Source organism: Enorma shizhengliae (genome assembly GCF_009676995.1).
GTDB classification, from domain to species: Bacteria; Actinomycetota; Coriobacteriia; order Coriobacteriales; family Coriobacteriaceae; genus Enorma; species Enorma massiliensis.
The window spans coordinates 461,707-474,562 of sequence record NZ_VTFZ01000001.1; the positions used below are offsets into that span (position 1 = coordinate 461,707).

Sequence of the window (12,856 nt, forward strand, 5' to 3'; positions counted from 1 at the left end):
TTGGCGGGATGCCCTCGGCGTCCAATAATCAGTGTTTTCCTAGGGTGAATAGCCGAAAGGGACCGCGGCGTTCGCATATGGCAGTTGACACTTACATACTAATGGTATGTAATGTGGCTACAGCGTGTGAGTAGATCGCGAGAGGTCCGGTGAGGGCGGGTCGCGAGAGAGGCCCGGTGGGCTTTGAGCGGGGCGTGGCATGCAGGTGCCTTGCCGCGCAAGAGGAGGCGTCGATGGCGCGCAACAAGTATCCCGAGGAGACCGTTCGCCGCATTCTCGATGTGGCCGAAGAGCTCTTCTATACGAAGGGTTATGAGCACACCACCATGGCGGATATCGTCGATGGGCTTGGGGGCCTAACCAAGGGTGCCGTCTACCATCATTTCAAGAGCAAAGAGGAGATTTTCGAGGCCGTGTTCGAGAGGGCGAACAGGCCGGTGTACGAGCGATCGGATGCGATTCTTGCCGACCGTTCGCTTACGGGTTTGGAGAAGTTTCGCGCTCTCGACAAGGCGTCTTCCGAGGGTCCTTCGGTCGATATGTGGCACGCGATGAAGCCTTCATCTGACCCCGTCCAGAACCCGCGCCTCATCGCGCAGGAGTTCGTTGATGCCATGGATACGGCGCACCGCTATGTTGAGCCGGTGATTCGCGAGGGCATGGCGGATGGGTCCATCGCCGCTGAGCACCCGCGCGAGGTAGCTGAAGTGCTGATACTCCTGGCGAATCTCTGGCTCGTGCCAATGTTCAACCCGTTGCCGGCAGACGATCGCGAGGCGTACCAGCGCCGCGTCCAAACGTTCCTGCGCGTTTCGCATGCGGTCGGCGTCGATTTGGTTGACTGGAAATCCCTTGACCAAAAACGCGTTGGGAAGGTAGCGGAGGAAGAGGGCTGGGCGAGCTGGCGCTGGGCGCAGAAGGAGCCTTGGGCAGGCGGCGAGGAGGGGCCCGCTGCTGGCATGGTCGTCGGGAAGGAGCCCGTTGCTGGAGCGACGGCCGGGGAGGGGTCCGCTGTCGCTGTGGCTTCCGGGGAGGAGCCCGCTGCGGGTACGGAGGCCAGCCCGGCTACCGCCGCAGCTTCCAAGGAAGGGCCCGCCACCGGAACAGCCGCGAGCCCCGCTGCCGCCGGGGAGGAACCTGCTGGTTGCCCCAGGGAGGCGGATTCGTAGCATCTCATCTTGCAACCAGTGGTTGGTGGATGCAACCGCGCCAGCCCCGTATGGTTGTAATCGCGGGAGGAAGCCGCTACAAGCGGCTTTCTTTCGACCGTGTTTACATACCAACCGAATGTATGAAAGAGAAAGGAATGTACCATGGAAAGAAGGCACAGAACAGCGCGGGCTCCGCACGAGGTGCCGCAGGTGCTTCATGACGAGCCAAAAACCGGTTCCCAAAGCCGTTTGCTTACGCCGGGGTTTCGCGCCATCGTGGTGGCGCAGGTGTTCTCGCTCCTTGGCATTGAGATTCTGCAGTTCGTGCTTCCGCTCCATCTGCTCAACCTGACTGGATCGGGCACGCTGTACGGGGGAGTGGTCGCAGCCGGTTTTGTTCCCTATATCGCCCTGTCGCCGGTGGGCGGCGTCATTGCCGACCGTACCCGCAAGCGCGGGGTCATGGCCGCGCTCGACGCCGTTCTCGCGCTTATCATGCTCGGCTACCTTGCCTGTTCGGGGTCCCAGCACCTCGTGGGAATCACCGTGTTCGTGCTTATGGTCGCCTTCGCGGCTCAGGCTATCTACCACCCCTGTGTGCAGTCTGCCCTCCCGCTCGTGGTCCCCACCGAGCGCATTCCGCAGGCCACGGCCATCGCAAACCAGGTGAGCATGATTACGGGTATTGGCGGGCCGGTGATCGGCGGCATGGTGTTCGGATTTTTTGGCTTGGCGCCCATCGTAGTGGTCGCGGCGGTGTCATTTGCCATCTCGAGCGCGCTGGTGCTTGCATTCGTGCACATTCCGTACGAGCCGCCGGCCCGGACCGAGGGCGTGCTGCGCACAGCCGCCGGCGACATCCGCGACGCGCTGCATTTCCTGCGCACACGGCCTGTGCTCTGGCAGATTATCGCCGCTGCCACGCTGATAAACCTCTTCGGGTCGTCGTTCATCAACATCGGCACGCCCTATATCGTGACCGAGTCGCTTGGACTCTCGAACCAGCTCATGGGCATCGCACAGGGGGCGCTTGCCGTGGGTGGGCTTCTGGGCGGCGCGCTCGTGGTGTTCATGCCGGAGCGCTTCACGGTGAAGGCCACGCCGCGCCTCGTCGGGCTTGCGGCGGCAGGCATCGGGGCCGTAGCGATTGTGCTACTCGTTGCAGGGGAGCCCTACGTTGCGTTCGCGGGTATGCTCGCGAGCTATCTCTGGGTGATGGTGTGCTGCATGGCCGCGTCGATCCTCATGACGTCGTATCTGCAGATGGAGACGCCGGACGAGCTCACCGGCAAAGTGATGGGGCTCGCGATGATGTTCGGCAATCTGGCTACTCCCGCGGGGCAGATAGCATACGGCGCAGCGTTTGACCTTGCGAGCCCGTGGTTCGTCGCTGCGCTGGCGGCGGTGGCGACGGCGCTTGTGGCGGTGCCCATGTCGCGCTCCTTCCGCCGCGGGGAATGACCCTCGCGGCAGCGGCGCGTTCGCGGCGAATGAATCGCCAACACCGGGTGTCTGCGATTCACGTATTGGGTGCTTGCGAATCGCGCGGAGGCAGATTGCGGGCGGGCCCGGATTCACGCCTCGTAGTGGGCGCGCCAGAACGACACGGCGAGCTGGGTGCGGTTGCTAAGCTGCATTTTGGAGAGAATCGAAGAGATGTGGTTGCGCACCGTGCCCTCGCCCATATAGGCCGCAGCGGCGATTTCGCGATTGTCGAGTCCGTCGGCCACAAGGCGCGCGACCTCGTACTCCCGATCGGTGAGACAGCTGAACGCGGCGGGTCGCTCAAGGGCCGCGGAATGAAGATCCGCCTCGGCCGGTGCGTCCATGCTAGAGAGGCCTGCTGAGCGCGCAGGCGTGCCGGCAGTTGCAGACGTGCCGGCCGCTGTGGAGAAGCCAGCGGTTCCCGGGGCGCCTCCGGCGTGCTGCACATGGTGGAGCTTGGCCTCGAGCGCGCGGTTACGGTCTTGGAGCGAGCGCGTCCTGAGGGCAAGGTCATCGCGTATGCGGTTGAAGGTGCCGAGCCGCGCGAGCAGGCGGTTGGTGCGCAGGGCGAGCAGCGTGGCGAGCCCGCATGAAGCGAGGACGAGGAGAATGGACGAAAACTGCGGGCGCCAGGCCACCACGGCTACGGCAAGCAAGCCTGCGACGATTCCGGGCGCGCCGCGAACGACGCCCGGCTCGTGGATTTCGCGCATGGCGTCATAGAGCGCAAGGGGCATGAAGTAAAGGCCCGGTTGGGCGGCAAGCGCGACGACGCCATAGGCGATCGGCGCGACCGCTCGCAGCCGTGCGGGGAGCGCGTGCTCGAGCGCTGCGGCGGAGATGGCGAGCAGCACCATGGCGACGCCCGGTGCAGAAAGCAACGCGGCCCCTCCCGCCTCGCCCGCGAGTGCGTCCCCGGTGAGCAGGCACACGAGGCAGGCGATGAATACGGCGCATTTGTCGGTCATTCGTTCCATGCGCTCCATAGTAGCAAATGCGCGAAGTCGCGCGGCAAAGGTGATGGGACCGCGCCGGCCTTGCATCTCAGCACAATCAACGTACCTGCGAAAACGATACTTCGTGACATTTGTCACTAGTTGCGGGAAGCGCTCTTATGCATTATGGGTGGCAACGCGGGGCCGCTGTCCGCAGCGCGGCAGCCCGCCGGCGCGATTTCGTGTGTCGCCGCGGTGCCGCAACGGCCGGCTGCGAAGCTGCGCCGGCTGCGAAGCCGCGCCCGTTGCGCGCGCCCGCTCGCCGCCTGCGAGGCCTCGTCTGCCCGCGCCTGCCGTCGCGTCCACGCAAGATTGCGAGTCCATCTATCAACTGCCCGACCGCTTATCCGACCACTCGACCATCCGGTCGTCCGACCACGAGGAGGAGCCTGTGGATATCGTTCGTGTTACCGGCCTCGTCAAGCGTTACGGAGATTTGCTTGCGCTCGACCACTTCGATCTGTCCATCAAGCAGGGCGAGATATTCGGCCTGCTCGGCCCCAACGGCAGCGGCAAGACCACGGCCATCAACTGCATGCTGCAACTTCTCACCTACGACCGCGGCTCCATCGAGCTCTTCGGAGAGGCCATGGCGCCCACGCGCTACGACCTCAAGCGGCGCATCGGCATGGTGCCGCAGCAGGTCGCGGTGCTCGAGGAGCTCACCGTGCGCGAGAACGTCGACTTCTTCTGCTCGCTCTACGTGCGCGACCGCGCCCGCCGCCGGACGTTGGTAGACGAGGCGATCGAGTTCGTCGACCTCGGAGATTACGTGCGGTTCCGCCCGAAGAAGCTCTCGGGTGGCCTGCTGCGCCGCCTTAACATCGCCTGCGGCATCGCCCATAAGCCCGAGCTCATCTTCTTCGATGAGCCCACGGTCGCCGTGGACCCGCAGAGCCGTAACGCCATTCTCTCTGGCATCCAGGGCCTGCGCGACGAGGGCGCAACGGTGGTCTATACCAGCCATTACATGGAAGAGGTCGAGCAGATCTGCTCTCAGATCATGATCATGGATCGCGGGCGCGTGCTGGCGCAGGGCATCAATGAAGAGCTCAAGCGCATGGTATCTACGGGCGAGAAAATCGTGGTAGAACTTTCTGAGCTTCCCGCTCGCGTGCTCGAGCGCCTGCGCGCCCTCCCGCATGTGATCGACGCCGCGTTCGCCGATGGGGAGCTTACGGTCCGCTGCGAGGCGAGCCCGCACAACCTCGTCGATGTGCTCGGCGTGTTGGGGGCGGCGCGCATCGTGCCCGGGCGCGTTTGGGCCGAGCCACCCACTTTGAACGACGTGTTCCTCGAGCTTACTGGCCGCGAACTGCGCGATTAGGGGCTCACATGAGAAGTACGTTCAAAGCCACCGTCAAGATGCTCCTGCGCACGCCGGGGGCGATCGTGTGGGCGCTGGCGTTCCCCATCCTCATGGCAACGCTGTTCATGTTCATGTTCTCGAGCATGCGCACCGACGGTACGGTCGACGCCGTGCCCGTGGCGGTGGTAGCAGATGGCGCATGGGAAGAATCAACGTTCTCGCAGGTCATCGATGGCCTTGCATCGGGTGACGATGCGCTCGTGGCCGTGCGGGAGGTAGATGATGCGGCCGAGGCCCGCTCACTTCTTGAGGAGGGCGAGGTAGACGGCACGTTCGAGGTCGACGAGGCGGGCGTTCCGCACCTTACGGTCGCGCCCGAGTCCTCCGACGCCCACCAAGGTGAACGCGGCCGGTCCTACGGCATCAATCGGTCCATCTTAGAGACGCTCGCAAGCTCTTACGTGCAGTCGGCGGCACTGATCGAGGAGGTTGCCGCATCTGATCCCGCCGCGCTCGCCGACCCCGCGGCCGTGGCTCGCGCGCTCTCGCTCGAGGCTGGCTCGGAGCGTGTGTCGCTCACCCGGGGCACGCCCGACGAGACGGTGCGCTACTATTACGCCCTCATGGGCATGGCAGCGCTCTTCGCGTCGCAGCTCTCCATGCTTGCCGTGGCGAACATCCGGCCCACTGCCTCTGCCGTCGCCGCGCGGCGCTCTATCGCCGGGGTGAGCCGCGTCCGGCAACTTGCCGGCGCGCTCGCAGGGTCATGGCTGCTTTCGGTCGTGTTCCTCTCGGTCGCCTTCTGCTATGTCCGCTTCGTGGTGAACATCGACTTCGCGGGGCGCGAGGTGCTCAGCCTGGTTGGCATCGCCGGTAGCGCGTTCATGGCGGCGGGGCTCGGCTCGCTGGTGGGCTCGCTTCCGCTCCACGGGGGTGCCTCTGCTGGATCGGGCATCCTTACGGGCCTCACCTGTGTCCTTTCCATCTTCGCGGGGCTTTACGGCGAGCCCACCATGAAGCTCGCCGACGCCATCGCTCGCGCGGTGCCGGTCTCCGCGTGGATCAACCCGGCCAAGCTCGTTTGCGACCTGTTCCACAGCCTGTACTTCTACGAATCGCTCGCGCCGTTCGCCGCGCGCCTTGCGGCCTGCATCGCTTGGGGAGTCGTGTTCTTCGCGCTCGCGGCGCCGTTGTTCAGGAGGCAACGCTATGCGCATCTGTAAATCGGTCTTTGGTATTGCCTTGGCGCATCCCATCTATCTGGGTGTCTACGTGGTGTTCCTTTCGCTTCTGGGAATCTTTCTCACCGGCGGGTCTACCTATGTGGACACCGCTGGCACCACCTATGTGGCGGAGCCGGCGAACTTGGCGGTGGTCGATCGCGACGGTTCGGCGCTCTCGCAGGCGCTTGAGGCCTATCTTGCAGGCATGCACAACGTCACGGACGTGGCAGACGATGAGTTCGCCCTGCAAGATGCGCTTGCCACTAACACGGTTGACGCGGTGGTCATCGTTCCGGAGGGTTTCGGGTCGGATTGCCTGGCGGCGGCGCGTGCGGGGGAGGAGCTCCCGAAGGTCGAGGTCGCGTACGGCGGCTACACGCAGGCGTCTGCGCTGGCTGAGCAACAGGCGGTGCAGTGGGTCCAGCTGGCCGGGGCTGCTGCGTCGCTGGAGCCCGAGGCGGACGTTTCGCAGATTGCTGAGCTTGCTGCCGCTGCGACCGCCGAGCGAGCCGATACCGAGGTGATCGAGGTCTCGTCGTCGCGAGGGCCCTCGTATCCGCTTCGAGCGTACTTGAGCTTTAGCACGTACACCATCGTGTGCTCAGTTGTGGTCTGCGTGGGCCTTGTGCTCACCAAGATAAGCGAGCAGGATGTTCGCCGGCGCATGCTCGTGTCGCCCACGCGCCCGTGGCGTTTGAGCGCCGGAGTGCTCGTAGCATGTCTTGCGCTCGTGCTGTGCGTCTGGGCGCTCACGAGCGCGGTGGGGGTCATCTCGAGCGGGGCGCTTGCCAACGGTGTGGGCGCAGCGCAGATCGCGCTTGCACTCGGCGCGATGCTCGCCTTCTCCCTTGTTCCGCTCGCGCTTGCCTTCATGCTCTCTCAGCTGGGCTTTCGTGAGGAAGGGCTCAATGCTCTGGGTAACCTTGGAGGCATGGTGTCCTCGTTTTTGGGAGGGGCGTGGGTGCCTATAGCGCTTTTGGGCGACGCCGTTCAGACGGCCGCGCTCTTCTCGCCCGCGTACTGGACGAACGATGCCGTTACCGCTGCGTTGACCTCGCCTTCGATTACCGAAGAGCTTCTCTTGCGCATGGGAACCGATGTGGGCGTTACCTTGCTTTTTGCTGTCGCCTTCACGGCAGTGGGGCTTGCTTTGGGACGCGCCCGCCCAAGGGCGTAGCCGGGAAGTCCGCATGTCGCGAACATGAGCGGCGGGGAATGGGGTTTTCGGAGGTGCCGACGCCGCGCGCCAAGAGCAATGGTCAGCGATTTCCTCGGGAAGCGCCGATTGCCGGGCGCCGGGAGCGTCCGGCCGGCGAGTCGGGGGCGTGCTGCCGTCGAGTTTTCAACTTTTGGGCACTTCCCCGCGCGCACGGCAGATACGGGCGAGCGGGGCGGAGAGAAAGGTGCAGCTCAGAGGGCCTGCGCTCTCCCGGCCGCGGCGCGGCTACTCGAGCCCATCGCCGCGAAGTGCCCAATAGTTGCAATCCCAATCGCTCCCGATGGCAAAGTCAGCGATTCCCTAGCGGCGGCGCGGGGTGCGCACGCGGAACAGGCCGTGCTGGTTGCAGAAGAAGTAAAGGTATCCCGATCCGTTTGCGGGGATGCGGACCTCTGCCTCCTGCTCGGGATAAAGCTTGGTGAGCTGGATGCCGCCCGAGGTTACGTAGGCGATAAAGCTGATGTAGTGCTGCTTGGTCATGGGGTGGTCGATCAGCACATGCCACGATCCGTCGAGGTAGGTCACGGTTGCGTTATGGTGCTCGTCGGGCTCTTCTGCTTCCTGGGAGATCAGCTGGCTTCCGCAACAGGAGAACGATCCTTCTCCAAGGGCATGGACAACGTTGCCGCAGATAGGACAAACGTAGAAGCGAGAACGAAGCATGTTGCCGGCGCGGTTGGCATTTTGGCGCACATCGCCCGTGAGAAGCTCGGCTACCGACACCCCGAGCGCTGCGGCGAGCGATTCGATGAGCGAGATGTCGGGAAGGCCCCGGCCGCTTTCCCATTTGGAAACCGCTTTGTCGGTGACGCCGACGGCTTCGGCAAGGGCGCGCTGGGTGAGTCCCTGCTGCTCACGCAGGGTTCGGATGGTATCTGCAGTGATGTAGGTGCTCATGGCATCCTTTCGCGTTGTGTGGCTATGGAGTGCGTCGAGGTATGACGGTCGCTTGACTGGTGCCGGCACCGCTCATTATGTACGCCGATTCGGCCGGGCGCTACCTACGGACCGTAGAGCGTGACTCGCGGACACCCGGTGTCTACGATTCACATGGTTCGCGGGAACCAGGTGTCTGCGAACCATGCGGCGCCCCGCGGACCTCGATTTGGTGCATGACTCGCGAACACCCGGTGTCTACGATTCACGAGTTTGGTGTACGCGCGCTACAATGGCACAGACGAGGGCGTCCTCATGTTGGGTGCCATGGCATGAGGAGGACGCATGGACGAGCAGCTGAGCGAGCGGTCCGCGGAGTGCGAAGGCCAGCCCGCCGAGCGCGGCTCCCGCCCTGTTGAGCCCGAGGGCCGGCCCGCCGGGCACGGCGAGGGGCCCATCACCCAACACTACAAGTTCTTCAACCATACGGCATGCGAATTCTATCCGTGCCACGATATGCCCGCCGAGCAGCTCAATTGCTTATTCTGCTTCTGCCCGCTCTACTGCCTGGGCAGCACCTGCGGGGGCAATTTCAGCTATATCGGAGATATCAAGGATTGCAGCGCGTGCACGCTGCCGCACCGCGTGGAAAACTACGAGTACCTCATGCGGCAGTTTGAACGTGTTTCCAATCTTGCTAAGAGCACGGGGCGGGCGCCTCGGGGGCGCGCGGTATGCGAGAATGATGGCACCGACTGAGAGGGGCTTTGCATGAGTTCACATGAACGTGAAGTGATCGGCGTCGACGACCGCGTGTCGGTTGGCCGCGCCATACCGCTAGGCATCCAGCATATGATGAGCATGTTCGGCTCGACGGTGCTCGTGCCCGTGCTCACGGGCCTCGATCCCAACGTTGCCATCATGTGCTCGGGCATCGGCACCATCTGCTATCTGCTGGTTACGGGCAATAAGATTCCCAGTTACCTGGGCAGCTCCTTTGCCTTCATCAGCCCCATCCTCGCCGTGGGCGCCACGCAGGGGCTCGACGCTGCCATGTCCGGTGTCGTGGTCGCGGGCCTCGTGTTTTTGGCGGTTGCCGGCATCGTTAGGCTTGCTGGTACCGGCTGGATCGACCGTTTGCTGCCGCCGGTGCTCGTGGCGTCGGTGATGGTGGTCATCGGCGTGGGGCTTTCGGCTACGGCGGTCGATATGGCCTTCATGCAGGACCTCCCCGATGGAACGTCGGCGTTCTATGGCTTGGGAGCCATCGTTGCCGCCATCACGCTCGTTGCAGCCGTGGTTTTCTCCAGCATGGGAGGCATCTTCGGCACCATTCCGGTGCTTCTGGCCATCATCGTGGGCTATGTGGTGTCGGTCCCGCTCGGGCTCGTGGACTTCGCGCCCGTGGCCGAGGCAGCGTGGATCGGCTTGCCGAATATCTCCGCCCCGCGCTTCGATGTGGGCGCCATTGCGCTCGTGGCTCCTGTGGCCATCGTCGTGGTGATCGAGCACATCGGCCACCTGCTTGCCGTGGGCGAGATTGTGGGCAAGGATTACCGCGAGATGCTGCCGCGCTCGCTCGCGGGCGACGGTATCTCCACTATGATTTCCGGCTTCCTGGGCGGTCCTCCCACCACCACCTATGCCGAGAACATCGGCGTCATGAGCGTCACGCGCGTGTATTCCACGCAGATCTTCTGGTATGCAGGCGGCTTCGCGCTTGTTATCGGCGGGTTCTGCCCAAAGTTGGCGGCGCTCATCCAGTCCATCCCGAGCCCGGTCATGGGCGGCGTGTGCCTGCTGCTCTTTGGCCTCATCGCCTCGAACGGCCTGCGCATGCTCGTCTCCAACAAGGTTGATTTCGACGTCAACCGTAACCTCATGATCGCATCGGTCGTCATCATCGTGGGCGTGGGTATGGAGACCTCGGGCATCTCGATTCCCATCGGCGACTACACGCTTCCCGGCATGGCCACCTCGGCGCTTGCGGGCATTCTGCTCAACCTGATTCTGCCGGGCGGGCGCCAGGAGAGCCGCTAGGAAACGCTGATTATTGGGCACCGGAGCCGTCCGTCCCGCGAGGTTTCAACTTTTGGGCACTTCCCGACGCGGCGGGCAGGTAGAGGAAAGCGAGGGGAAGGGAAAGGCGCAGCTCAGGCGGCCGGCGCCCTCCCGGATGCGGCGCGGCTACTCGGACCCCTCGCCCCCAAGTGCCCAAAAGCTGAAATCGCGATCGCCCCTAAGATAAAATCAGCGTTTCCCTAGCGCGTCTCGTGTCGAATGGCCGGCCGGCCGTTCTGGGCACCGGTTCTCCGAACTGGGTGGCGGGCCGGCCGAGCGGCGGCAGCGCAGATGGCGGCCCTGCCGTTTCGAGCGGCGGTAGCGCGGGCTGCGGACCGGCCGAGCGGCGGCCCTCCGAGCCGAGCGGCGGGTGGCCTCTGAATTGCGTGCCCCGCTCCAAATAGCCGTCCCGCGCCGGACCACCGCTCCGTGTGTTGTACACTTGATGTATACAACGCGACGCGCCGCGGCGGCGCCAAAGCTTCTCGCAGTATTCGGAGGTACGGGCATGCAGATCTCTTCTCGCTTTACTATCGCGGTGCACACCTTGCTGTGCATCGCGCGGTTCTCGGGCTCGCAGAAAATGACCTCGGCGTTCATCGCGGGGAGCGTAAACGTGAATCCGGTCGTCATTCGAAGGACGCTCGGGCAGCTCAAGGAAGCGGGCATCGTGCTGGTCGAGGCGGGTGTGGGCGGCGCCACGCTTGCGCGCCCTGCGGAGCGCATCACCTTGCTCGACGTGTACCGGGCGGTCGATTGCGTGCAGGGCGACCTGTTCAGCTTCCATGCCAATCCCAATCCGGAGTGCCCGGTGGGGCGCAACGTGCATGCGGTCCTCGATAGCGAGGTTGCTGCGGCGCAGCATGCGCTCGAACAGCGGCTGAGCGAGACGACGATCGCCGATCTAGACGCGGAGGTCGAACTTCAGCTTGCAAAGGAGGGCTCTCGTGCCTAGCCCCGCACCAAGTGCCTCGTCTTGCGATGATTGCACGGTCTTGCGCAGTGAGCGCCTGCTGCTGCGTCCTTGGAACGTCGATGACGCGCCCGCCCTCTTCGAGCTTGCGCGCGATTCGCGGGTGGGGCCGCCGGCGGGCTGGGCGCCGCATACGAGCGTTGACGAGAGCCGGCAGGTGATTCGAGACGTGCTGTCCGCGCCCCATTGCTTCGCCGCGTTTCTTGAAGATAGCGGCGCGCTGGTTGGCTGCGTTGGCCTCACGCCGGCGGAGGCGTCGAACGCTGCAGGCGAGGGGGAGGCCGAGCTGGGTTATTGGCTTGGCGTGCCTTTCTGGGGCAAGGGACTTGCTACGGAGGCGTCCCACGAGCTTATTCGATACGGCTTTGCCGAGTTGGGGCTTTCGGCAATATGGGCCTGCTATTACGAGGGGAATGAGCGCTCCCGCCGGGTGATGGAACGCTTGGGCATGGCGTACCAACGCAGCGCGGAATGCGACGTGCCCTTGCTCGGCGAGCGGCGCGTGGAGCACGGCATGTGCTTGTCGCGCGACGCATGGGCGGCTGCTTGCTAAGGCGAGTGGCGGAGCCTCGTGTGATTCGATGTAAGTAAACAAGGTGACGCATGCGTACAACTTGCCCGCGCGGCGCGTGATTCATACGGTCGGTCCCATTGCGGGAGGGCGGCCGAGCGACCGGCACCGCGACGAGCTTGCCCGGTGCTACACGGCCTGCCTGGATGCGGCGGCGGGCGAGGGGCTCGGCAGCATTGCATTCTGTTGCATAAGCACGGGCGTGTTCGGTTTCCCGCGCGATGGAGCGGCGCATATCGCCGTGCGAACCGTTCGCGCGTGGCTCGGCGCGCATCCAAGTGCTTGTCTGCGCGTTATCTTCAACGTGTTCCTCGACGAGGACGCTGCGATCTACCGGCGCCTGCTCAGCGCGTAGCAGATTTGAGCCTGCCAGCTTCTCGCTGGAATTCCCGGTCAATCTCCCGGCAAGTACCTAAGCGCCGTTATCAAGCAGGGGGCTGATTGAGAGGACTCTCTCTGCAACCTCTTCTGGTGTGAGCGCGGTGGTATCGATAAGCGTGCTGTCTAGGGTAGAGTAAAGCGGCAGGCGCGCAACGCTTCGTGCGATAACGTCGTCTGTGCGCTTGCCAGCGGAAACGTCGCGCGCCAGCCGTTCGCGCAATGCTGCTTCCGAGCAGGTGAGCGATATGTTCACGGCACGGCAGCCGGTTTCCGCAAGAGGAAGGTTCGTGCGTATCGCATCGATAATCGCTTGCTCGTGCATCACCCAACAGAACACAACGTTCTCATAGGCACTGCAACGCAAAAAGTTGCTGAGCATGTGGCAGATATTGTCGAGCACCATCGCGCGCGTTTCGTCCGTCACGATGAAGGGGTCTGCGCTCCAGCACCAATCGCCATCGAGCATCACGGCGGCGGGGAGCGTGTCGAGCAGGTGCTGGGCGACCGTCGATTTGCCCACCCCCATGGTGCCGCCGATGAGATACAAGGTCTTCATGTGCTTCCTCCCGAGTGGAGCCTTCGCAGATTGCGGCATGCTGCTTCTGCTATAAG

General features: G+C 64.1%; 13 protein-coding genes. 10 read left to right on the forward strand and 3 right to left on the reverse strand.

The window, feature by feature from the left end; genetic code table 11:
* Positions 1–233 precede the first annotated feature (233 nt).
* Complete coding sequence (locus tag GJE22_RS01845; RefSeq protein WP_144687203.1) at positions 234–1,169, forward strand: TetR/AcrR family transcriptional regulator; 936 nt, start codon at positions 234–236, stop codon at positions 1,167–1,169.
* A 144-nt stretch (positions 1,170–1,313) separates the two neighbouring features.
* The gene (locus tag GJE22_RS01850; RefSeq protein ID WP_144687202.1) at positions 1,314–2,612 is read left to right on the forward strand and encodes an MFS transporter; all 1,299 of its coding nucleotides are present in this window, start codon (positions 1,314–1,316) and stop codon (positions 2,610–2,612) included.
* Positions 2,613–2,725: 113 nt separating this feature from the next.
* On the opposite strand, the gene GJE22_RS01855 is transcribed toward GJE22_RS01850, so the two are convergent.
* Positions 2,726–3,613 carry a helix-turn-helix transcriptional regulator gene (locus GJE22_RS01855; RefSeq protein WP_235895717.1) on the reverse strand — a complete coding sequence of 296 codons (888 nt, stop codon included), beginning with the start codon at positions 3,611–3,613 and terminating at the stop codon, positions 2,726–2,728.
* 409 nt (positions 3,614–4,022) lie between these two features.
* Here GJE22_RS01855 and GJE22_RS01860 point away from each other — a divergent pair, with 409 nt between their 5' ends.
* From GJE22_RS01860 to GJE22_RS01870, 3 genes are read left to right on the forward strand one after another with little or no spacing between them, the layout of a single operon-like run.
* Positions 4,023–4,958: an ABC transporter ATP-binding protein gene (locus GJE22_RS01860; RefSeq protein ID WP_144687201.1), complete on the forward strand. Its 936-nt coding sequence runs from the start codon at positions 4,023–4,025 to the stop codon at positions 4,956–4,958.
* An 8-nt stretch (positions 4,959–4,966) separates the two neighbouring features.
* Positions 4,967–6,163 carry an ABC transporter permease gene (locus GJE22_RS01865; RefSeq protein WP_144687200.1) on the forward strand — a complete coding sequence of 399 codons (1,197 nt, stop codon included), beginning with the start codon at positions 4,967–4,969 and terminating at the stop codon, positions 6,161–6,163.
* Positions 6,150–7,340 carry an ABC transporter permease gene (locus GJE22_RS01870; RefSeq protein ID WP_144687199.1) on the forward strand — a complete coding sequence of 397 codons (1,191 nt, stop codon included), beginning with the start codon at positions 6,150–6,152 and terminating at the stop codon, positions 7,338–7,340. The genes GJE22_RS01865 and GJE22_RS01870 overlap by 14 nt, the downstream gene beginning before the upstream one ends.
* 342 nt (positions 7,341–7,682) lie before the next feature.
* On the opposite strand, the gene GJE22_RS01875 is transcribed toward GJE22_RS01870, so the two are convergent.
* Entirely contained in the window at positions 7,683–8,279 is a 597-nt protein-coding gene (locus tag GJE22_RS01875) for a helix-turn-helix domain-containing protein (protein WP_144687198.1), read from the reverse strand.
* A gap of 324 nt (positions 8,280–8,603) precedes the next feature.
* Here GJE22_RS01875 and GJE22_RS01880 point away from each other — a divergent pair, with 324 nt between their 5' ends.
* From GJE22_RS01880 to GJE22_RS01900, 5 genes are all read left to right on the forward strand, one after another.
* Positions 8,604–9,017 carry a cysteine-rich small domain-containing protein gene (locus tag GJE22_RS01880; RefSeq protein ID WP_144687197.1) on the forward strand — a complete coding sequence of 138 codons (414 nt, stop codon included), beginning with the start codon at positions 8,604–8,606 and terminating at the stop codon, positions 9,015–9,017.
* Positions 9,018–9,029: 12 nt separating this feature from the next.
* On the forward strand, positions 9,030–10,298 hold the full coding sequence (locus GJE22_RS01885) for a uracil-xanthine permease family protein (RefSeq protein WP_144687196.1): 1,269 nt from the start codon (positions 9,030–9,032) through the stop codon (positions 10,296–10,298).
* A 529-nt stretch (positions 10,299–10,827) separates the two neighbouring features.
* Positions 10,828–11,274, forward strand: coding sequence for an Rrf2 family transcriptional regulator (locus GJE22_RS01890; RefSeq protein ID WP_144687195.1), 447 nt, complete (start codon positions 10,828–10,830; stop codon positions 11,272–11,274).
* Positions 11,267–11,845: a GNAT family N-acetyltransferase gene (locus GJE22_RS01895; RefSeq protein ID WP_144687194.1), complete on the forward strand. Its 579-nt coding sequence runs from the start codon at positions 11,267–11,269 to the stop codon at positions 11,843–11,845. Before GJE22_RS01890 ends, GJE22_RS01895 begins: the two co-directional genes overlap by 8 nt.
* A 43-nt stretch (positions 11,846–11,888) precedes the next feature.
* Positions 11,889–12,218, forward strand: coding sequence for a macro domain-containing protein (locus GJE22_RS01900; protein ID WP_144687193.1), 330 nt, complete (start codon positions 11,889–11,891; stop codon positions 12,216–12,218).
* 57 nt (positions 12,219–12,275) lie between these two features.
* Here the strand turns inward: GJE22_RS01900 and GJE22_RS01905 are convergent, their stop codons facing one another.
* Positions 12,276–12,800: an AAA family ATPase gene (locus tag GJE22_RS01905; RefSeq protein ID WP_144687192.1), complete on the reverse strand. Its 525-nt coding sequence runs from the start codon at positions 12,798–12,800 to the stop codon at positions 12,276–12,278.
* Between the last annotated feature and the right edge of the window lie 56 nt (positions 12,801–12,856).